16 protein-coding genes and 1 pseudogene are annotated in these 21,923 nt (G+C 38.9%); 4 read left to right on the top strand and 13 right to left on the bottom strand.

Going from position 1 to position 21,923, the window contains the following annotated elements; all coding sequences use genetic code 11:
* Nucleotides 1-192: 192 nt before the first annotated feature.
* The 4 genes from ABOA58_RS11135 to ABOA58_RS11120 form a co-directional block, all read right to left on the bottom strand.
* Nucleotides 193-825, bottom strand: coding sequence for a YitT family protein (locus ABOA58_RS11135; RefSeq protein WP_350302336.1), 633 nt, complete (start codon nt 823-825; stop codon nt 193-195).
* 558 nt (nt 826-1,383) lie between these two features.
* Entirely contained in the window at nt 1,384-2,085 is a 702-nt protein-coding gene (gene tatC / locus ABOA58_RS11130; protein WP_434547789.1) for a twin-arginine translocase subunit TatC, read from the bottom strand.
* A 147-nt stretch (nt 2,086-2,232) separates the two neighbouring features.
* Nucleotides 2,233-2,445 (bottom strand): twin-arginine translocase TatA/TatE family subunit, encoded by a 213-nt coding sequence (locus tag ABOA58_RS11125; protein WP_063233420.1) that lies wholly within the window; start codon nt 2,443-2,445, stop codon nt 2,233-2,235.
* Between the two features lie 69 nt (nt 2,446-2,514).
* Nucleotides 2,515-4,257, bottom strand: a complete 1,743-nt coding sequence (locus ABOA58_RS11120) for an alkaline phosphatase D family protein (protein ID WP_350302334.1) — start codon at nt 4,255-4,257, stop codon at nt 2,515-2,517.
* Nucleotides 4,258-4,733: 476 nt separating this feature from the next.
* On the opposite strand from ABOA58_RS11120, the gene ABOA58_RS11115 reads away from it, so the two are divergent.
* Nucleotides 4,734-4,901, top strand: a complete 168-nt coding sequence (locus tag ABOA58_RS11115; RefSeq protein WP_350302333.1) for an aspartyl-phosphate phosphatase Spo0E family protein — start codon at nt 4,734-4,736, stop codon at nt 4,899-4,901.
* A gap of 1,098 nt (nt 4,902-5,999) precedes the next feature.
* Here ABOA58_RS11115 and ABOA58_RS11110 read toward each other — a convergent pair.
* Complete coding sequence (locus ABOA58_RS11110; protein ID WP_350302332.1) at nt 6,000-6,920, bottom strand: patatin-like phospholipase family protein; 921 nt, start codon at nt 6,918-6,920, stop codon at nt 6,000-6,002.
* Nucleotides 6,921-7,889: 969 nt separating this feature from the next.
* On the opposite strand from ABOA58_RS11110, the gene ABOA58_RS11105 reads away from it, so the two are divergent.
* Nucleotides 7,890-8,393, top strand: coding sequence for a DinB family protein (locus ABOA58_RS11105; protein WP_350302331.1), 504 nt, complete (start codon nt 7,890-7,892; stop codon nt 8,391-8,393).
* A gap of 185 nt (nt 8,394-8,578) precedes the next feature.
* On the opposite strand, the gene ABOA58_RS11100 is transcribed toward ABOA58_RS11105, so the two are convergent.
* The 4 genes from ABOA58_RS11100 to ABOA58_RS11085 form a co-directional block, all read right to left on the bottom strand.
* Nucleotides 8,579-10,993, bottom strand: a complete 2,415-nt coding sequence (locus ABOA58_RS11100) for a heavy metal translocating P-type ATPase (protein WP_350302330.1) — start codon at nt 10,991-10,993, stop codon at nt 8,579-8,581.
* A 76-nt stretch (nt 10,994-11,069) separates the two neighbouring features.
* The gene (copZ, locus tag ABOA58_RS11095; RefSeq protein ID WP_350302329.1) at nt 11,070-11,276 is read right to left on the bottom strand and encodes a copper chaperone CopZ; all 207 of its coding nucleotides are present in this window, start codon (nt 11,274-11,276) and stop codon (nt 11,070-11,072) included.
* Nucleotides 11,277-11,292: 16 nt separating this feature from the next.
* Nucleotides 11,293-11,631, bottom strand: a complete 339-nt coding sequence (locus ABOA58_RS11090; RefSeq protein WP_350302847.1) for a metal-sensitive transcriptional regulator — start codon at nt 11,629-11,631, stop codon at nt 11,293-11,295.
* 423 nt (nt 11,632-12,054) lie between these two features.
* Nucleotides 12,055-12,951 (bottom strand): LysR family transcriptional regulator, encoded by an 897-nt coding sequence (locus ABOA58_RS11085; RefSeq protein WP_350302328.1) that lies wholly within the window; start codon nt 12,949-12,951, stop codon nt 12,055-12,057.
* A gap of 119 nt (nt 12,952-13,070) precedes the next feature.
* Here ABOA58_RS11085 and ABOA58_RS11080 point away from each other — a divergent pair, with 119 nt between their 5' ends.
* Complete coding sequence (locus ABOA58_RS11080) at nt 13,071-14,111, top strand: YeiH family protein (RefSeq protein ID WP_434547776.1); 1,041 nt, start codon at nt 13,071-13,073, stop codon at nt 14,109-14,111.
* A gap of 388 nt (nt 14,112-14,499) precedes the next feature.
* On the top strand, nt 14,500-14,676 hold the full coding sequence (locus ABOA58_RS11075) for a hypothetical protein (RefSeq protein WP_350302327.1): 177 nt from the start codon (nt 14,500-14,502) through the stop codon (nt 14,674-14,676).
* A gap of 545 nt (nt 14,677-15,221) precedes the next feature.
* On the opposite strand, the gene ABOA58_RS11070 is transcribed toward ABOA58_RS11075, so the two are convergent.
* The 4 genes and pseudogenes from ABOA58_RS11070 to ABOA58_RS11055 form a co-directional block, all read right to left on the bottom strand.
* Nucleotides 15,222-16,406, bottom strand: coding sequence for an acetyl-CoA C-acetyltransferase (locus tag ABOA58_RS11070; protein ID WP_350302326.1), 1,185 nt, complete (start codon nt 16,404-16,406; stop codon nt 15,222-15,224).
* A gap of 214 nt (nt 16,407-16,620) precedes the next feature.
* A pseudogene (gene meaB, locus ABOA58_RS11065) lies at nt 16,621-17,654 on the bottom strand (methylmalonyl Co-A mutase-associated GTPase MeaB).
* On the bottom strand, nt 17,655-19,835 hold the full coding sequence (gene scpA, locus ABOA58_RS11060) for a methylmalonyl-CoA mutase (RefSeq protein WP_350302325.1): 2,181 nt from the start codon (nt 19,833-19,835) through the stop codon (nt 17,655-17,657). It lies immediately after the preceding pseudogene.
* A complete protein-coding gene (locus ABOA58_RS11055) occupies nt 19,832-21,913 on the bottom strand; it encodes a methylmalonyl-CoA mutase family protein (protein ID WP_350302324.1) in 2,082 nt (693 codons plus the stop codon). Before ABOA58_RS11055 ends, scpA begins: the two co-directional genes overlap by 4 nt.
* Nucleotides 21,914-21,923: the final 10 nt, after the last annotated feature.

Raw genomic sequence — 21,923 nt, 5'->3', positions numbered from 1 at the left:
ATTCCTCCTTCCTTAGTGCTATTTTGAAATTCGAAGCGGATATAACATCACTACGTCATGATGTTAGTACCACTTTCTATGTGTATAATACACTCTGATTTTTTTAAAGTCAATTTAAAAATCAGAATATTTAGATAACAAAATGAAAATTTTTAAATACAACAAACGATCTACTGTTAGTCGGCAATTTTTTCATTTTACTTCTTTAACCTTGGAGGTTTCATCCAACACACTTTCCACTGCTGACTTTACGGCCTTCTGCTTTCTATCCAGCATTTTCTTGAGAAGATATGAAAAAAACAATGTAAACGCTATTCCCTTAACAATCGAAGTAAATCCGTAAACAAGAAGGCCCAGTATGAGTACAATAAGATTAATAATCCTGATCGTCGCTGCAATATCAATTTTTTCATTTTTATGATGCAAAATTAAGGCAATCACGTCAAAGCCAACTGTGGAAGCATTTGCTGTTATACATAAATAATATCCTATCGCTATTAAAATCGACGAAATGATAATCACTAAAACAATATTTACATCAATATCAATGTTCAATGAATAAAAAAAATTAAAAAAAACCATATAGCTAAGGGAACTTACGATCGACTTAAAAAAGTACTCTTTCCCTAGAAAAACTAAACAAATGATTAACAGTAATCCTGTAACGAAATTGGCTAGCATGGCAATGTTATATCCTGATAATGCATTCAATAATAATGCCGAGCTAGTTACCCCGCCATTGATAATTTCATTGGGAACGATTAAATAAGCATAGGCAAAGGTCATGGAAATGTTTCCTGCAATAATTTTCATCAAATCCTTCATAAAATTCTCACCATCCCTAATGATTTTTTGATAATGCTTTCCCCCCTAAATATATATTTACACTTGAACCATATGATACACATTCACCTCTTTCACCGAATTTATTCGACCCTTTTCCCTTTCGATATTTTTGAATTATTTTACGAAGGATGCATATTTTTGTTCAAGTGATTAGAATAATTCGCTAACCAGAATCCTCTCTCCTTCTAATAAAATAAAACCTCCCCCTTAAAAGTTGAAGATTTTCTTGTTTACCACAAAATCATTTAGACATTGCAGATTTTCTGTACAAATTTTTCTGAATGAACTAAATTAGTACATCGAGAAGGCATCTTATAATACTAGCTTCAATGGACACATTTCGAAATGACACCCCAAAAACCTGATTAAATAGATAAGAAAAGCATTAATGTAAGGAGGCAAATGCAAAAGAAAATTCCCCGATTATTTCTATCAAATATTTTTCCGCAATAAAAAAGTTGAGGGATATGCCCCTCAACTTTTAAGTGTTCCATTAAACTAAGAAATGTTTCATTCAATAGGTTGTGATTATCATTTTCATGTTACAGGTAATGCTGACTCATCTTTCATAAGCCTTTTTCGATAAACCATATTGGACAGCTGTACACTCACTTCATAAAGCACAAGCAAAGGGACGATAACCAAAATGTCCGAAATTAAATCTGGAGGCGTAATCAGGATCGAGATTATGACCAGGACGAAATAAGAAATCTTACGAGACTTTTTCAACACTGCTGGATTGATGATGCCTAATCTGGTCAGGAACATGACCACAAGCGGCATCTCGAATAAAATCCCGAAAGGTAAGATCAAATTAATCATGAACCGAAAATACTTTTCCGCAGTGAACATCATCTCGAACTGCCCGGCCGATAGGGAAGTGAGGAAACCCAGCACTATTGGAAACAACACAAAATATCCAAATGAGATACCTGTGATGAATAAAATGAACAGCCCAGGTATGAACCGAAATGTAACTCTTCTCTCTTCCGGTTTCAAAGCTGGAGCCACAAAGCGCCATAACTGATAGGCTGCTAGCGGAATCGTTGCAGCTATTGCGCAAACCCCAGCGATTATCATATATACCCACAGGATCTCACTCGGACCGAGCACGGCGAGCTTTCCTTCCAAATCCTTAATGAGCAGTTCATAAATATCCTGTACGAATATGAAACTCACTATGAAAAAAGCCACAAAACCTATCAGTGTTTTAATGATTCTGCTTCGGAGTTCCTCCATATGCTCAATAACGTGTAAATCCTTACTCTCCACTTTCACTCCTCCTTTTTAGACATTTTCTAGCACTATTGCTAATGGCACTTTCCCTCGAACTCTTCTCATGAAAAGAAGCAGGCGAGTCTTTCCGCCCGCTATATCTCATTTACTTCATCCCTCTTTTTTAACAGCTCTTAACGCAGCTTTATTCTCGTTCTCATCCTCTTTTTCTGAATCATTCACCAATCCTTTGGTTGCACTTTTGAATTCGGACAATGTCCGGCCAAATGCACGGCCTATTTCCGGCAGTTTGGACGGTCCAAAAATAATCAGTGCAATCACGAGTACGATCACCAAACCGGGTATTCCTATATTTGAAAGCATTCTTATTCACTCCTTTGATCTTCTCATTTTTTTCGCTATATCCTTGTCAAGCATCATAATGGTTCCCTATCAATTAGTCACTTTCCCCTGACTTTTCATTCTTTGTTTTTCATGTGCGCGATTATGGGCACGTGTCCGATCTTCCTCGACTTCGTTAGTTTTTTGCACACCTTCCATAACCGCTGCTGATGCAACCTTTCGCAGCCCTGTTTGATCCTTATCAAAAACAAAGGATGCTCTTGTCGATATATCCGCACCTGGTTCTGTCACGAATGGGACTACACGATAGTCAGCCTTCCATTGTTCTGGTGTTACTTTGCATCGGACATATCCCCGGTAATCATTAAAGAACTTTATATGTGGATTCTGACTTAGTATTTTATCCGTATCCGCACGCTTATCCGCTCCATTTCCACCAGATGTGATGGAAGTGCCGACAAACTCCACACCGAAAATCTTTGAATTTGGATCATCGAAATCCGCCTTTAAATTGGCTGCCCAGCTTGCATGTACATCACCAGTCAACACGACCAGATTTTCCAGGTTGTTTCTTTTGATTACATCAATTAAACGATCGCGTGCAGCCGGGTAACCATCCCAGGAATCCATGCTGAATTTGGGAGCGGTTGGTGTTCCATAATTCCGTTGTGAAAAGAAAATCTGCTGAGGCAGAACGTTCCACTTCGTTTTTGATTTTGATAGATTGTCAGTTAGCCACTGTTCTTGCTCTGGACCTAACAATGTCCGTTTCGGATCAAGTGACTCAGGCGTTTGCGGTGAACTTCCATCTCCGTTTGCCTGATCATCCCGATATTGACGGGAATCCAATACAAAGAAAGAGGCCAGGTCTCCATATGTGAAATTTCGGTATAACCGCATATCCGCTCCCTTAGGCAAAGATGATTTACGAAGGGGCATATGCTCATAATAAGCCTGATAGGCGGCGGCCCTTCTCTTGATGAATGCTTCTACCGATTGTCCTTTTTCCGGGATGACATTTGCATAATTGTTTTCAACTTCATGGTCATCCCAAGTCACGACCCATGGGAAAGCTGCATGTGCCGCTTTTAAATGGGTATCAGAGCGGTATTGTGCGTATCTATTTCGATAATCCTCAAGCGTGATGATCTCCGGACCACTATGTACACGGACATTACCTGACGAAGAAACATATTCATTTGGTCCATATTCATATATATAATCGCCAAGGTGGAAGACAATATCCAGATCTTCTTTTGCCAAATGTTTATAGGCCGTATAATAGCCATGCTCAAATTGCTGGCATGAAACAAACGCGAATGACAAGCTCGAAACACTTGAACCTACTGGCGGAAGAGTTTTCGTTTTCCCAGTCTGACTTACTTCCCCTCCGCTTTTAAAACGGTAAAAATAGACCTTATCGGGTTTTAACCCGCTTACTTCCACATGAACGGAGTGGCCAAGTTCCGGCCTGGCTATTTCCTTGCCTTGCTGGACAATCTTTCGGAAATTCTCATCCTTTGCCACTTCCCATTTAACGGAAATAGCTTCTTTTGGCATTCCTCCGCCATTCAACGGGTCAGGTGCCAACCTTGTCCATAAAACTACACTGTCCGAGAGCGGATCACCTGAAGCTACACCGAGAGTAAATGGATAATCACTGAATTTCGGGGCAGCATTCACTTCAATCCCGCCCATTGATTGGGCAAGGGCAAGACCTAATGAAAGTCCGGCAAGCTTACTTGCTCCCTGGATAAAGTTTCGGCGGTCCATATTCTTACCTAATTCGCTCCAATTCTTAATTAAATCATCCATTGCTCTTTCATTATTCATTGATCTTTCCCTCCTATTATTTGAATCTGGTTCAAGTATAGAAGGCCATTTTTAAAGGTGTATGAAGATGTGTAAATCAATAAATTTCCAATTAGGAATTTTCAGGCAGGACTTATGGTACCCATTGAACGCAAAAAGAGTTTTGATTGACTCATACATTTACATAGACCTACAAACTTTTACATATAACGACAGTCTTTCAGCCTAGTTCTCTTAATGAATCATTTATTTAATCGTTACAAATAACTTCCATGGGCTTTTTTACAATAAAAAAATTTAATAAACTTATGGACATCCAATCATCATTTATGATTCCTGTTACATTCTCCGGGAACTCAAAATTCCCTACTTGTTCGAATGGTTGAATAATATTTTATAAGTAAATACTCACTTTTGGTTTAAATACATCCTAATTTATGTAATAATAGTTTCATAACAAAAAATGAAAGTACTTGAGGGATTCTGGATTGGAGAGTATGGAAGCATTATATGAAAAAATTGAATTATTGAGGAAAGAACTAATAACCACTGGATTGATATATGGATTTACCGCCCCAAAAACATTACATAAAAGCCAGGAACTAGATAAACTGTTGAATTTACTCGGGGCACAAAAAGAACCGAATGGCTTAGAATATGTTTAACAACAAGAATGAAGCGTGACTTTCACTTTCTAACTTCATTCAATCATGATAGCTGCAAGAAATTTTTCGGAATTTTTTTTATTACTCACACTGTAGTTCATGCAGCACATTTCCCTTTTTAAATCACCTCGTATTCTATTCTTGGACTCTTGGACTATTCTTTTATAATTGTAAACATAATCACTCCTCCTTTTTGAAATGGTTTATCGAACATAATACTTCCTAGTCAAGTCTTCTACGTCTTATTTTGTTGGTTGGAATTGTGCCGTAGAACAAATTGTTTAGAGTCATTTTGAACACATACTTTCTCCCCATTAAAAAGGCATCCAAATTGAATGGATGCCTTTTTTATTGAATTTTTCTTTTATGACCTGCATTTAATAAAAACTATCTATCTCAAATGGTTGAGTTTTAAATATCAACGATTCTTTTAATTTGTCATGGCCAACCTAATATTTCCTCTATTTTAATAATTTTTACTATTTTCGTGACTGAAGTCCTATCAATTCAGGGACAACGTTGCTTACCTCCCTTTCGGTAACCGCTGCAACGAGGTTCTTCGCCGCAAGCATGGCCATATCAAATCGTGTTTGATGAGTAGCTTACCAGATAAGTGGGACATTAATTGTTCGCTTAGCGTTGCTGAATTCACTTTTCTATTGGTATTAAATCTTAATGGAAGCTGGGATGGTTAATGGAGTTTCCACTACTTACTGATAAGCACCCGGAATACTGTTTTCATTTATTGTGAAGATTCCATCTCTTTACACATTTACTACTACTATATTTTTTAACAGCATTTTTAAAAGAGGAATGAGAGACTGGCTCATCATCCGTTCCTCACAGTGACATTAGGTTACACCTATCTCTTCTCCTTTTAGGATCGAGGCATAGTTGTCTTGAGCTTAAAAGAAATAAGTGGAAATACGAAATCATAAAAAATTAACATGTGATATTATTTTAGAATTTTTTAAATGAATAAACGGAAATAAAAGAATAATATTAAACTATTGATTGTTAGTTCAATAAGAAAAAGAGCCGTTGTAACAGCTCCTTGTCCCCCTCTTTACCCTTTTGAAACGATAGCGTATGTTTCTCCTACTTATTTTTTACTCTTTGCATCCGTTTGTGCTTATATTGTTCAAAATCCCACTCAGACAAAAATTCTTTTGCAGAAGTATAGCCTGATTTATAGAGAAAGTCGATTTCATCCTCATTCAGTTCAAAGTCCGTTGCGTTGATGCCGCCAGTAGGAATTTGAATCGTGCGTTCAATCGTTTCTTCGTTCATATGTCGTAAATCATGGGCTTGAAGCATCGTTTTAAATATATTTTTGAAAAGGTGGATTGGCGTTGGTATTACCGGATCTATATTAACTTCATCTTTCACAAAATGGAATCCGAATGTTGGAAAGCGAGGATTGTCTGTATCGAAAATCCATATTGGAAAGTTACTAAGTAAACCACCATCTAAAATGTAGGATTTTTTCCGGTCTTTTGATTTCCAAATAACCGGACGGAAGAAAAATGGTAGAGAGGCACTCATCATTACGGCAGTTGAAACTTTTAAATCAGCAGGAGACATCCCATAGCGTTCCAAATCATCTGGCAAAATAAGCATCTGACCATTCGAAACATCAGACGCAATTATCTTCAACTTTCCATGTGGAAGATCCGCGAATGTCCTAATCCCTTTTTCTGAAAGAAGAGAATCCACCCACGTTTCCAAATAGTCGTTTTTATAAATCCCAAGGTGAACCATAAGTTCCAAAAAGGAGCCAAAAACGGGAATTCGATTTAGAATTGTCCTGCCTCGCATCTTTGAGTAGTTGATTTCACTATACCGTTCTCTAATTTCATGGCTTTTATAGCCACTAGCCAAAAGAGCTGCGATTACTGCTCCTGCTGATGTCCCAGCGAGTCTTTCCCATTCTACATTTTCCTCTTCCATTGCTTGAATCGCTCCAATAAAAGCAATTCCCCTGACCCCCCCACCTTCAAAAACGGCATCTGCTTTCATTTTTTTCCACCCCTCGATAAGAGTTATTATAATTATTAACAACACTTTCAAATAAAGCGAATTTTCACACTCTTAAAATCCAAAAATCAGCCCCGTCAGTTGAAGAATAAAACCGCTTGACATCGATGATTGGAATTAATGACGGTTCTATTTTTCTAACAAATTAGTTCGCTAACAGGATCTAGATTCTCATGGTTGTGTTTTTCAATCTCTAACACAACTTCTGTAATATCATGTTCTTTGACCTTGCCAGCTTTTCAGGTTGTTCGCATGATTAACCGCACTTCTAATCTCTGTTTATGCTTTCCATCCCTGATTGACAATTGGTTGCATATCCATCCATTTTTCCTTTTTTATTTTTTAAAACCTTTATCAAAACTACATGTCTGTTGATTCCCTATTTGAGAAACCCTTCATCTACTATGGCTCTACTATTATATTAAAAGTGGATAGACCCCCTTAACATGGGTGAACGCAAAAGTGATGGTAATCAAACATAATAACTGTAGTAGGATGGCATCTTTTATCATGGTATGTATAAAACGAGGCAATTGCATGGACAAATTATCAGATACCTTCTAAAAAACTTTATCGAATCAAAATAATGTTTATATTGTTGAACTAATGCCTCAAAGTGGGTAAGGTCATTTATGTAAACTAACAGAATTTAATTATTTATCTTTCTTCCAAAATAGTAAAGTATCTACCCCACTTCTTCTTTTATTTAGGCTCTACTAAACTTTAAGTTATCTCAATAGAAAATTATTGGATTAATTATTCAAAAAGAATAAGGAAACTAAGATTAGTATTGGGAACTAAGAGGAACGTTCAGCAGTTCTTTTTTGGTGAAAAACCAATTTATTCACTTATCAAAAAAGTAATTTTCTTTACAGGATGACCGTTATTTTTTATAGAGGTATTTTTTAAATTATGTCGAAAAGGATATGTAACAATTGAAGGAGTGAAAAAATGGAAAGTAACCGTGCCAAGAAAATGTATGATTACCACGTTTGGGCTAATCAGCAAGTGTTCCATAATATAAAAAAATTACCGGACGGAGTCTATGGTGACACGATAAAAAGTGTCTTTCCATCCATCAAGGAAGTCCTTGTTCACCTTTACACAACAGATATTACCTGGTTGGAGATAATGAAAGGAAGCACAATTCCAGAAACTTTTAAGAAAGTTGAACAGCGGCGGAAAGAAGTGGACGGAGTCTCAATAAATGAACTTGAATCTTGCTATGATGAACTTGCAAAGGATTATGACAATTTTCTTGCTTCACAGCCTGATCTTGAACGGACGATTGTAACTGAACATCCCAAAATGGGGGTTTGTGAGTTTGTACTTGCCGACCTTATCCATCATGTAGTGAATCATGGGACCTATCATCGCGGTAATGTGTCAGCGATGCTCCATCAACAAGGCGAGCGTGGCGCACCTACAGATTATGTATTTTACTGTTTAAAATAAACTCGGCATGGCAAGCTCGACCGAACATGATCTCTGTATAGATTCTAAAGCACCGCTCATTCCAGATGAAAGCCGATGATCCTCTTACCAAGGAATCATCGGCTTTTATTATATGAAAATCCAAACGTTCGTTATATGGTTACCTTCAGTCAGTAGCAAAGCCTTCATTATACCTTACATCAATTTTAGAGCTTTACCCGTTGAAGGCGAAGTGCATTCAATACGACTGATACAGAACTGAAGGCCATTGCAGCACCCGCTAACCACGGTGCAAGCAGTCCGATTGCCGCAATTGGTATTCCGATTACATTATAGGCAAAAGCCCAAAATAGATTTTGTTTGATATTTCTCATCGTTTTCCTGCTCATGAGGATGGAATCTGCAATACTGTTCAAATCCCCCCGGATCAAAGTGATATCGGCAGCTTCCATGGCTACGTCCGTCCCGGTTCCTATAGCCATTCCTATATCGGCTAGTGCCAGTGCGGGAGCATCATTTATCCCATCTCCGACCATTGCCACTCTTTTTCCGGCGGCCTGCAGTTTTTTCACTTCTTCCGCTTTTCCTTCAGGAAGGACTTCTGCAATCACATGATCTATGGCGACTTGTTTGCCGATGGCATTTGCTGTTCTTTGATTATCCCCGGTTATCATGATGACCTGGATATCCATTGCTTTTAACCTTTTAATCGCCGTAAGCGAGGTATTTTTTATCGTATCCGCAACGGCAATGAGTCCTGCATATTCCCCTTCAATGCTAGCGAGCATCGCGGTCTTCCCTTGCTCTTCAAGTTCTTCCATCGCTGTTAGTGCCTTAGTAATATCGACGTTATTTTGCTTCATCAATTTACGCGTTCCGACGAATAACACTTTTTGATCCACTACAGCTCTTACCCCATAACCAGGAATCGCTTCAAATTCCTCAACCATAGCAAGTGATATCTGTCTTGCTTGAATTCCTTGAACGATGGATTGCGCAAGAGGGTGTTCAGATTGTTTTTCAGCTGCACCGATTAGAGATAAAAACCGTTCTTCCTCCATACCGTTTTCGATGAGGACATCGGTCAACACTGGGGTACCATTCGTTACTGTTCCCGTTTTATCCAAAATGACCGTATCTATATGGTGAGTGGTTTCCAAGTGTTCCCCGCCTTTAAATAGTATACCGAATTCGGCGGCCCGACCTGATCCTGCCATGATCGATGTAGGAGTGGCCAGACCTAAAGCACATGGGCAGGCTATGACTAGCACTGCAATCATCGCTTCAAAAGCCGGGGTGAATTCTCCAGGGCTAACCCATATCATCCAAACCAGAAAAGTTAAAAGGGCAATCCCGACAACAATTGGAACGAAAACACCGGAAATTTGGTCAGCAAGACGTTGAATCGGAGCTTTGGAACCTTGAGCATCTTCAACCACCTTGATGATTTGGGAAAGAGCTGTATCCCTTCCGATCTTTGTCGCTTTCATTTTGAGAAACCCATTCTTATTCAATGTTGAACCGATTACAGTATCCCCGTTTGTTTTATCCACAGGAATGCTCTCACCCGTTAACATGGATTCATCGACGGCAGAGTTCCCTTCGACTACTTCTCCATCGACAGGTATCTTTTCACCGGGCTTCACCAAAATCGTATCTCCTACGATGACATCTTCAAGTGGTATTTCCCGTTCTTCCCCATTCCTTAAAACCAATGCCGTTTTGGCCTGAAGCCCCATCAATTTTTTGATGGCCTCGGAAGAACGTCCTTTTGCTTTTGCTTCAAACAGCTTTCCTAAAAGAATGAGGGTGATAAGAATCGAACTAGTTTCGAAATAAAGCTGTGCCGCATTGTGATGGGACCCCATTGAAATGATCGCCTGATAAACACTGTAAAAATAGGCAGCGGATGTTCCCATTGCAACTAATACATCCATATTGGCACTTTTATTTTTCAAGGCTTTATAAGCCCCAACATAAAACTGCCTTCCAATCAGAAATTGCACGGGGGTCGCGAATGCCATTTGCACCCAAGGATTCATGAGGAAATCAGGCATATAGATAAACGAAGTAAAACTAAAATGGCTTACCATCGCCCATAACAATGGAAAAGATAATATGACCGAAAAGATGAATGTATTCTTTTGTTTTTGAATTTCTTTTTGACGGAAATCCATGGAATCCATATTATCTTCCTTGATGACCGCCCCATACCCCAGCTTCTCCACCCGTTGAATGATGTCAGCTGGTGAGGCTTCGGATGGATCATATTCGACGGTCGCATTTTCGAGCGCAAAATTCACATTGGCCATGCTTACTCCATCCAGCTTATTTAACCCTTTTTCAATTCGGTTAGCACAAGCCGCACAGGTCATGCCAGTAATCGTAAATTCCTTTTTCTCTTTTACTACATCATAACCAAGATCTTGAATTTTCTTTTCAAAGTCCTTGTTGCTTACTTTTTCCGAATCATATTTAATGACCGATTTCTCAAGAGCCAAATTAACGGTGGCTTCCTCAACGCCTTCCATTTTGTTTAACCCTTTTTCAATTCGGTTAGCACAGGCAGCGCAAGTCATACCTGTGATCTGCATACTTGTTTCTTTTATTTGGCTGCTCACATCATCCCCGCCTTCCTATACCACTATGGGGTATAATTCTTTGTAAAAAAGAAGTGCTTAACAGCACTCTCATAACTTACTCGACATCATAGCCTTGATCATCGATCGTTTCTTTTATTTTCTCAAGTGATACTTTTCCCTTATCAAACGCTACATCCACTTTTCCTGCATCCAAATGCACTTTTACGCTTTCAACTCCTGCAAGTTTCCCTACATTCCCTTCAACTGCATTCACACAATGACCACAAGACATTCCACTTACATTCAATGTTACATTTTCCATTTCAACCACTACTCCTTTATTTTTTCATTAATTTTTGTATCGTTACAAGCACTTCATCTATAACCTCTGTATCCCCTTCATTCAGGCGTTCAACCACACAATTCCTTAGATGCCCTTCCAGTAATATCTTGGCCACACTATTCATCGCGCTTTGTGTAGCTGCTATTTGGGTGATCACATCATCACAGTACGTATCTTTTTCAATAAGACCCTTTATACCGCGAATTTGACCCTCAATTCGATTTAACCGGGTCGTTAAATTCTTTTTTACTGCTTCTGAGTGATGACTCTTTCGGCCGTGGGAAGAGGTCGTACAGCAATCTTCTTCATTCATCGTTTCTTGCCCACTCATCATTTCATCCATTAACCATCCCTCCTTAAAAATAATATACCATACCCTCCTACCCTATGTAAAGAGAAAGGTTTATGTGCATTATTTATTACTATCCGTTTTTTATCGTTTTCTATTCTTAAGCTAAGAAAAGCACATTTTGTAGTTGGACTATCCTGAACCTATACCGCCAAGATCCTTTTTGCTAAGAATACGATTAGTCAGTATGTACCCAAGTAACACAAAACACTGCGATACTAATGTACCCTCAGCCAGACTGAAGACAAACTTAAAGAAAAAATTCAGTATATATATTCTTATTCATAGAAACCCTCCGTCCATTCTCATTACACTTATTGAAACATAAAAAACCCCGGATAAGGGACACTTTTTTATGTGTGTCCCTTATCCGGGGTTTTTATATTTTTGTTAATATATCAAATAGATCTATTGCAATAATTGGTTCTTTAGATATTTTTCTATTAATTCAATAAATAAGTTCATAGATTTCGTATGCAATTCCTCAGATTCTGTTATAACTGAAAAATTTCTTTTTATCGGTGTCCCTTTTACATTTAATACTTGAATGGTACCAAGCATTCTTTCTTTTTTTACAGTAAGTTCAGATAAGTAACTAATGCCAAGCCCGGCTTCAACTGCTTCTTTTATAAGTTGTGTGCTGCCGAACTCCATTAGCTTGGAAGGACGTATTTGTAAAGATTGAAATAATGTTTCTGTTGCCTCTCTTGTACCAGAACCTTCTTCTCGGACAATCCAATTCTCTTGTTCCACCTGTCTCCGTGTAACTTCCTTATTGAAATAAATTGGATATTTCCCCCCTGCCACGATATACATTTTGTCGGTGGAAACCGATTTTATATATATATTTCGAAGCGAAATTTCCCCCTCTACAATTCCTACATCAATCTCATGACTTGTGATTGCCTTGGCTATATCCCTTGTGTTGCCAATCTGTACCGAAGGGAGGATATTAGGAAATAGGTTTTTCATTCTTGCAAGTATATGTGGTAATACATACTCTCCAAAGGTATAGCTGGCACCAATTTTTAATGGTCCTGTTGGCTCGTTATTTAATTCATTCACTAACATTGACATTCGGTTATATAAACCTGTTATTTCTTTAGCATGTAAATAGACTATTTCTCCTGCTTTAGTTAGCTGGACAGATTTGTTTGTTCGCAGAAGTAATTTTGCCCCTACATGTTTTTCCAACTGTTGAATTTGCTGGCTGACTGCAGGCTGAGTCAAATGAAGCTCTTCCGCTGCTCTGGAAAAGTTTCTTTTATCAGCTACAGATATAAATACAGATAATAGTTGATCCATATGTTCCCCTTCTCACTATCGTATTTACTTATTATAACTATAATAATCATTTATTTTCCTTATCGCAAAACATTAGTTACGATAAATTATAAATAATCCAACTAAGGGGTTGAAAAAGATTGGAACAAAAAGCGTTAATAACTCCCAGTCCAAATAAGCAAAAAAAAGCGGCAAAAAAGCTAAATGTTTCTTTGATTTCTGGAATTGGTTTTACATTGATCATAGCGGTGTTAGGTTTTATTTTGGCAGCGTTGCCAGGTCTAAATCATATCGGTCCTCTTGCGTGTGCCATTTTACTAGCTGTGATTTACAGACAGGTTTTTGGATATCCACAAAAATTACGTACTGGTATTCAATTTTCATCAAAAATACTATTGAGATTTGCCATCATACTTTATGGTTTAAAGCTTAACATGATTGTGATATTTCATCAGGGTTTCCCCCTATTGCTAAGAGGGACAATAACGATCATTTTTTCAATTGCTGTTCTAATGATCATTGCAAAATGGCTGAAGGCAGATTTTAATCTTTCTTTATTATTAAGTGTCGGCACAGGCATTTGTGGTGCGGCTGCCATCGCGGCCGTATCGCCAATTATAAAAGCAAAAGATGAAGATACGGCTATGGGAGTAGGCATCATCGCATTAGTCGGTACAGTGTTTTCAATAATCTATACGTTAATATATCCTTTTTTATCAATTGGTCCTATGAACTACGGAAATTGGGTTGGAATCAGCCTGCACGAGATAGGCCATGTTGCATTAGCTGCTGCCCCGGCAGGACAGGATGCTCTTGCTCACGCATTACTTGCCAAACTTACACGAGTATTCCTATTAATTCCGGTTTGCTTTATCCTCATGCTTTGGATGAAAAAGAAAGGAAAAATAGAAGGGGAGGCAAGATTCGAGTTTCCATGGTTTTTAATTGGCTTTATCGTTATGAGTTTCGTGGGAAGCTATATCATTGGTAATAAGGTATTGGTATCACAAAAAGTGATGTCTTATATTTCAGACTTCACATCATTTATGTTAACCATGTCAATGACTGGATTAGGATTAAATATTTGCTTGAAAGAATTACGTACAAAAGCAATACGTCCACTTATTGCCATTATTATTACATCAGTTCTTTTATCATCGTTATCGTATATTAGTCTTTAACAAAGAATAAAAGTGTGAATTTTTACACACTGCAATACATATATGTCCGTCAGAATATGTTCAAACCGAATATTTATTTCTTTATTTAACTCATTATAGATGCATGGATCATAGCAATATCGTAATTTTCCTTGTTGAAATTTTGAATAATATCTGTAGGGTTTCGCCCAAATAACTCAAATTCAAATGCTATTTCACTATTTTTCGAATTTAAATTTACCATGATTTCTTGAAGTATACCTTCGATAGTGGGAGTAACTCCTTGTTTGTTGCATACAAGGTCTTAACAGGTCATTTCACCGCATTCAAGTCGTCATATTTTTTAGCATAAAATTAAAATATTTAGGGAATTAATAATTTCGTTAATCTGATAAAAAAGGAGATGATTATGAGTATGATTGAAAACCCATTGAATAAAGAGAATGACGAAACCTCTGTAGAGTCTTTTGAAGGTGGAGCTGCTATCAACTCTCCTAATGAGCGATCCGACGCCCCTCCAATAACTCAGTCAAAAGATCCTGAATTCGATCTTTTCGGCACAGGTTTAAATGGGTATCTGTTTTAATTCAAAAAAAAATCACTAAATTAAAACCCATTATTAGTAAGGCAAGTTTTATCAACTTACTATAGATGACATATCTAAGTATATAGATATAAGTAAGGCTACTCAGGACGAGTCGTTATCTTATGTCGAACTCTTCCAAAAAAAATCAATTATATGATCTTAAAGAAGCTTATCCATACTTGTTTGACAAAAGACCTATAAAAACTCACAATCTTGCTGGCATACATTTTTTATTATTGTTAACCTCTGTGCAGTTTAATCAAAAGTAATAAATGCGGAATCCAACTAATAGCCTAGATCTATTTGTAAGGATAATGTGATCTAAATCATCAACTTTGATTATTAAAGCTTAAAGGACCATCTGAGATGGTCCTTTAAGCTTGTAGGCCTACCATTAGATCCTGGTGCAAATATGACCTGTTAGAAACATAGAATCTCATTATCCTTTCATCTATGAATTATGAGGCTGCTCCAAATAATTTATTTCTGGAATTGTAGCTGTAAACTATTCATAACCATCACCTCGTTTTATTTTATTCACATGTTCATAGAGCCTCAATGATTACTGAGATTCCTTGTCCTCCTCCAATACAGAGGGAGGCTAGTCCAAACCTCTTTCCTCGATTCCTTAACTCTTGGGCCAATGAATATATAATTCTAGCTCCACTGGCCCCAACTGGATGACCTAATGCGATTGCTCCACCATTGACGTTTACTATTTCCCGTTTCAATCCAAGCTCTCTCTCTACTGCAAGATACTGGGCAGAGAATGCTTCATTGATTTCGAACAAATCGATATCTTCAATATTGAGGCCTACTTTCCGTAAAGCTAATTGACTAGCAGGAACTGGTCCAATGCCCATAATATTTGGGTCTACCCCCGCAATCCCCCAGGATATGATTCTTGCCAGTGGTTTCACATTGTGATTGTTTTGTAGGAAGGATTCACTTCCAAGTATTAAGGCAGCTGCCCCATCATTAATACCACTGGCATTACCTGCCGTTACGGTCCCATCCTTTTTAAAGGCTGGTTTCAGTTTCGCTAATGCTTCAATTGAAGCATTATGGCGAATATGTTCATCTTCTAAAATGGTTATTTCCTTTCCTTTATTGGTGAATATCGTGACAGGGGAAATCTCTTGTTGAAATCGTCCCGTCAGTTGGGCCTTTGCTGATTTTTGGTGTGATTGGACAGCCAAACTATCTTGATCGTCTCGGGTTAGTTCATATTTTTCAGCTAGAGTTTCCGCTGTTACTCCCATCCCACACCCTATATATTCATCGCTCAAAGTCGCCCAAAGCATGTCGTCCATTTGTGGAGCCTGTAAACCCGTACCAAAGCGGACATCTCGTAATACGTGAGGAGATTGGCTCATATTTTCGGTGCCCAGGGCTAGGGCGACATCAGCATCCTTTAAAATAATCGACTGAGCTGCCGAAACGACCGCTTGCAATCCAGAACCGCATAAACGATTGAGAGTTAAAGCGGGGCTCTCGATTGGAACCCCAGCTTTCAAAGCAATATGCCTGGATAGATAGGAGGCATTTTTCGAAGTATGTATCACATTCCCTGCAAAAACATGCTCAACCTCATCAACTGAAATATTACTTTTTTCAATGGCTCCTTTACTTGCGATAACTCCAAGATCGATGGCAGAAACATCCTTTAATACCCCTCCAAAACTCCCGAATGGCGTCCTGGCTCCACCTAAAATATAAACATGACTCATAATTCATTCTCCTTTATTGAAGGTTGTTTGATTCGATTTGATGGACGAAAAACATCTTTTCCATTTTATTTTACCTTCTGACTTTATACCGTTATTGGGACATGATATTAATCAACGGTATATTGTATATTTTAAATGTTCCGTTAATTAAATTTAAACGTCAAAATAAATGTTGCAAGAGTACAATTGATTGCGTACGCATTCCTTCTTTTTCCTATCCATTTTCATCATAAATGTTGAATAATTGTTGGACTGCGAGTGTGGGAGAAGTATGGCCGTTAAAAAGCAATCCTTCCATTTTAGTCATGTTTTTTTTCATTGATGGATTACCATAAAATCTCGCCTTTAATTGGTCCTCTATCATAGAATGAACCCAGTCAATCATTTGTTCTTTTCTTCTTTTTCCAAAGAATCCATTCCTACTGGTAACTTGTTTATATTTCTGAATGACCTTCCAAATGTGAGATACGCCTTCCCCTGTTAAGGCAGACACAGTAAATGCTTTGGTTTCCCAACCCTTGGTAATTGGCTGTAAGAAATGAAGGAGGCGATTGTATTCCACCTTTGCATTCATGGCAGCTTGTTTGTTTTCGCCATCCGCTTTATTAATGAAAATAGCATCAGCTAATTCCATCACCCCTTTTTTCATTCCTTGTAGCTCATCCCCTGCACCAGTCAGCATAATAACTAGGAAAAAACCACCATGGACCGGACGGTTATTTCACTTTGGCCGACTCCGACGGTTTCGACGATTATTACGTCATACCCTGCTGCCTCACAAATAAGAAGGGTTTCACGGCTTTTTCTAGTGACCCCTCCTAACGTCCCACTTGACGGTGATGGTCGAACATATGCATGTGGGTGGCGAGAAAGATGTTCCATTCGTGTTTTGTCACCTAGAATACTTCCTCTAGTTACACTGCTAGTTGGGTCAATGGCTAATACCGCTACACGGTGATTTTGCTCACAGAGCATCATACCAAAGGATTCAACTAACGTGCTCTTACCAGCCCCAGGAACGCCTGTAAAGCCGATTCGAATTGATTTTCCTGTATATGGCATCAGTTCTTTCAGCACTTTTTGTGCCATTTCCAAGTGTTTGGGTAAATTGCTTTCAATTAAGGTGATCGCTTGAGCAATAATTGAACGATTTCCATTCATCACACCCTGCACATAATAATCAACCGTAAGGTGTCTTCGTCTTTGCGATAAGAGTTGCTTGGATTGAATGCTTTCTTCTTCTGTCATTTAAGTGACCAATCCGAGACGACGATTTAATTCTTCAATAACCTGTTGTGCGGCAATCGGGATAACCGTTCCTGGTCCAAATATTGCAGCTGCTCCTTTTTCTATTAAGTAACTGTAATCTTGAGCAGGAATAACACCGCCAATCACGACGGCAATATCTTCACGGCCTAAACGCTTCAGCTCTTCCACGATTTGGGGAAGTAATGTTTTATGACCAGCAGCAAGAGAGCTCATCCCTAGAACATGTACATCATTTTCCACGGCCTGTAAGGCTGCTTCCTTTGGGGTTTGGAATAAGGGGCCAATATCAACATCAAATCCAAGGTCTGCAAATGCAGTCGAAATCACTTTAGCTCCACGGTCATGTCCGTCCTGGCCCATCTTGGCAATCATAATTCGAGGGCGCCGGCCTTCGTTCTCTTCAAATTGATCGGACATTTCACGGACAATTTTCACTTGTTCCTCTTCCCCAAACTCTGCACTGTACACTCCGCTAATCGAACGAATAACTGCTGAATGTCTCCCTACTACTTGTTCGTATGCATTCGAAATTTCTCCTAGGCTCGCTCTAGCGCGAGCTGCATTTACCGCTAGTTCTAAGAGGTTTCCTTCTCCAGTTTCAGCCGCTTTTGTAAACGCTTGAAGTGCTGCTTCCACCTTTGCTTTATCTCTTTCTGCCCGGAGCTGCTCTAAGCGGCGAACTTGTGCTTCACGGACAGCTGTATTATCAATATCTAAAATCTCAAGAGGGTCCTCTTTTTCTAAACGGTATTTATTCACTCCAATGATCGATTCTTTACCAGAATCAATATGCGCTTGTCTTCTAGCAGCCGCTTCTTCGATTCTCATCTTTGGCAGGCCTGTTTCAATGGCTTTTGCCATTCCGCCAAGTGCTTCGATTTCTTCAATATGTTCCCAGGCTTTTTCAAGTAAGTCAGCTGTAAGTGACTCCACGTAATAGGAGCCGCCCCATGGGTCCAATACGTTAGTTATCCCCGTTTCATCCTGAAGGTATAGTTGGGTATTTCGAGCTATTCGGGCAGAAAAATCGGTCGGTAAGGCAATCGCCTCATCAAGTGCGTTCGTATGTAGTGATTGTGTATGACCAAGAGCTGCAGCCATGGCTTCAATACATGTACGTGAAACATTATTGAATGGGTCTTGCTCTGTTAAGCTCCATCCAGATGTTTGCGAATGGGTTCGAAGTGCTAACGACTTCTCATTTTTCGGGTAAAACCTTTTCATTAGCTTCGCCCAAATTAAACGAGCTGCGCGCATTTTAGCCACTTCCATATAGTAATTCATTCCGATTGCCCAGAAGAAGGAAAGACGTGGAGCAAATCGATCAATATCAATCCCTGCTTTTAAACCCGTTTTGACATACTCTAATCCATCTGCAAGGGTATAGCCCAACTCTATATCGGCCGTAGCCCCTGCTTCTTGCATATGATAACCGGAGATGCTAATGGAATTAAATTTCGGCATATGCTTGGATGTGTATTCAAAGATATCTGCTATAATTTTCATTGACGGTTCTGGAGGATAAATGTACGTATTTCGAACCATATATTCTTTTAATATATCATTTTGTATTGTTCCAGAAAGCTTCTCTTGGGGAACTCCTTGTTCTTCAGCTGCCACGATGTAAAAAGCCATGATTGGCAGGACAGCTCCGTTCATCGTCATTGAAACAGACATTTGGTCTAATGGGATTCCATCAAACAAAATCTTCATGTCTAGTATGGAATCAACGGCAACGCCGGCTTTTCCCACATCGCCAACGACTCTAGGATGATCCGAATCATACCCACGATGTGTAGCTAAATCAAAGGCGATCGAAAGCCCTTTTTGTCCTGCAGCTAAGTTTCTGCGGTAAAACGCATTACTTTCTTCCGCCGTAGAAAAGCCAGCATATTGACGAACCGTCCAAGGTTGTGATTTATACATAGCTAGGTAGGGACCTCGAAAGAATGGTGCAATCCCCGCCACATAATCCAAATGATTCATTCCTATTGTGTCCATATTTGTGTAAAGAGGTTTTACATCAATTTTTTCATAAGTCGGAAAAGCTAAATTATCAAAATGCGTTCCAGAAAGGTTCTCGGCATGTTTACTCCACTCGCTAAATTCTCCTTCTATTTCATCTGTATATGCTACTTGGGTAAAATCTGGTTTTGTCATGAAACCGGAACTCCTTTCTCCTGTAGAAGTTGACTTAATATGTCATAGCAATTGGAGCCAACATGAACAAATTCAGTTATTCCAGCCTCTTTAAATCTGACTTCATCTACTTCGCTAGGCTTTCCTGCTAATAATACGGTTATTTGTGCATCCGTTTTTTTAATAGACATTGCAAGTGGAATGGCAGCTTGTTGATAGTCTTCATCTTTTCCACAAATGATGACATAATCTGCCATGGATGCAACGATTGCCTCGGCTGCCTCTTTTATAGAACCAAATCCATTGTTTTGAATAACTTCGAAACCCCCTACTTCAAAAAATCCTGTAGCAAAATCTGCTCGCACTTTATGATCTGAAATAGGTCCTAAGTTTGCTAGAAATACAATTGGTCGATTTCCAGTTTTCTCTGCCATTTCATCAATGGATTGACGAAGTTCTTCAAACTGAAGTGCACCTCTGGTTGGCTTGATTGCTTTAACACAAACCGCAGCTTCTGACTTCCTACCTGTTGCTTTGGCTATTTCACCTAATGATGCACCTTGTTTTGCTGCTTGGATTGCGGTCTCTGTTTTATTTGAGCTTACGGATAAACTTCCTACCGATATATGTGCTCGGCCTACTACTTTTTTAATATGATCATTAATTAGAAGCGTTTCATTTAACGCTATCCAATCTACCTCTTTTTCTGCCAAATTCACATACAAATTGGTTCCAACGAAAATATCTTTTCGGTGAGCGATGTTCCTCACTCGCTTTGAAGCTGTTTGTTGAACCACATTTTGTGGGAATTCTTTTATTAATGTCTGTATAATCCCACCTTTTCTCTCTGTTTCCTGGAAAAGTGCCCATGCCTTTTTGGCAACCTCATTTGTCAGTACTTCTACGTACCAAGAGCCACCGGCTGGATCGATTGTCCTCGCAATATGAGCTTCTTCTTTTAAAATAATGGAGGCATTCCGTGCAATTCGTCGTGAAAAAGCGGTGGACTTTTGAATCGCTTCATCAAAGCAACTAACATGAATGCTGTCAGCTCCACCGACTGCTGCAGAAAATGCTTCTGTTGTAGCACGCAGCATATTCACATAGGGATCAAAAACAGTTTTTGTCCATGCAGATGTTCTTGCATGCATCGTCATCTTCTGGGCTTCTTCATTCCCACCAAACGTTTCTACAATTCTGGCCCAAAGAGTTCTTGCGGCCCGAAGTTTGGCAATTTCCATAAAATAAGCGGAACCGATTGAGAACGAAAAACGGATACTGCTGGCGGCTTTATTTATATCAATTCCTTGGGAAGTTAGTGCTTGTAAATATTCGACACCTGTTGATAATGAAAAAGCTAATTCTTCAACCGCACTGCTTCCACCGTCATGATAGACATTTCCATGAATTATAACTGTTTGTAAATGGGGGGTATTCTCATTTGCCCATTTTGTTATGTCGGCCATCAATGTATAACAATCTTTCAACTCGTAAGCCAATGTTCCATTTGCTACCAGTTCCGCGACTGGATCCATTCCTATACACCCATGTAATTCCTCCACTTGTCGTCCGGACTGTTCTAGATGAGCGATAATCAAAGCAAGGATTGGCAATGAATTTGCCCCAGCACCTACGTGAATAGGAACATTTCCAAAGTCAATATCTTTTAGTGCATCGGCTATATCGGTTACCCCTGAAATCGATAGTCCTGCTTTCCCTACTTCTGAAGTAGCTTCACTCGGATTTATCCCACGTTTCGTTGGTGTATCAAGGACTATATTTAATGAGGTTTGCCCCTTGCTAAGGTCATGCCGTGCTACTTTATTAAAAGAAGTAGGTATTCCAACATTGATTTCCTGATTGATTTCCCATCCATTTATAAGCGTTTTAGTGCCGCGAGTAAAAGGAGCCATATCTGGCAAAGACTGCAGGAAAGGAAGATTGGCGGCATCCTCCTTTCGATACATCGGCTGAAGTAAAATTCCTTCATATGTTTCTGTAATGAGTCTTTTTTCAAAAGAAGCTCCTTTTAAAGATTTTTCTGCTAGGTCACGCCACTGTTCATAACTTGGGATCTCAAATTCTGAAAATTGGTCCACTATTTTTTTA

Origin of the sequence: Peribacillus frigoritolerans (assembly GCF_040250305.1) — a bacterium.
Taxonomy (GTDB): domain Bacteria; phylum Bacillota; class Bacilli; order Bacillales; family DSM-1321; genus Peribacillus.
This window is presented reverse-complemented; position numbering and strand designations above follow the sequence as displayed.

Excerpts from the sequence above, each read along its gene's own strand:
- ABOA58_RS11135 (WP_350302336.1), bottom strand. The coding sequence starts at position 825 with ATGAAGGATTTGATGAAAATTATTGCAGGAAACATTTCCATGACCTTT.
- ABOA58_RS11125 (WP_063233420.1), bottom strand. The coding sequence starts at position 2,445 with ATGCTTTCAAATATAGGAATACCCGGTTTGGTGATCGTACTCGTGATT.
- tatC (WP_434547789.1), bottom strand. The coding sequence starts at position 2,085 with ATGGAGGAACTCCGAAGCAGAATCATTAAAACACTGATAGGTTTTGTG.
- ABOA58_RS11120 (WP_350302334.1), bottom strand. The coding sequence starts at position 4,257 with ATGAATAATGAAAGAGCAATGGATGATTTAATTAAGAATTGGAGCGAA.
- ABOA58_RS11090 (WP_350302847.1), bottom strand. The coding sequence starts at position 11,631 with ATGATGAGTGGGCAAGAAACGATGAATGAAGAAGATTGCTGTACGACC.
- ABOA58_RS11070 (WP_350302326.1), bottom strand. The coding sequence starts at position 16,406 with ATGAGTCATGTTTATATTTTAGGTGGAGCCAGGACGCCATTCGGGAGT.
- ABOA58_RS11110 (WP_350302332.1), bottom strand. The coding sequence starts at position 6,920 with ATGAAAGCAGATGCCGTTTTTGAAGGTGGGGGGGTCAGGGGAATTGCT.
- copZ (WP_350302329.1), bottom strand. The coding sequence starts at position 11,276 with ATGGAAAATGTAACATTGAATGTAAGTGGAATGTCTTGTGGTCATTGT.
- ABOA58_RS11075 (WP_350302327.1), top strand. The coding sequence starts at position 14,500 with ATGAGTATGATTGAAAACCCATTGAATAAAGAGAATGACGAAACCTCT.
- ABOA58_RS11115 (WP_350302333.1), top strand. The coding sequence starts at position 4,734 with ATGGAAGCATTATATGAAAAAATTGAATTATTGAGGAAAGAACTAATA.
- scpA (WP_350302325.1), bottom strand. The coding sequence starts at position 19,835 with ATGACAAAACCAGATTTTACCCAAGTAGCATATACAGATGAAATAGAA.
- ABOA58_RS11085 (WP_350302328.1), bottom strand. The coding sequence starts at position 12,951 with ATGGATCAACTATTATCTGTATTTATATCTGTAGCTGATAAAAGAAAC.
- ABOA58_RS11105 (WP_350302331.1), top strand. The coding sequence starts at position 7,890 with ATGGAAAGTAACCGTGCCAAGAAAATGTATGATTACCACGTTTGGGCT.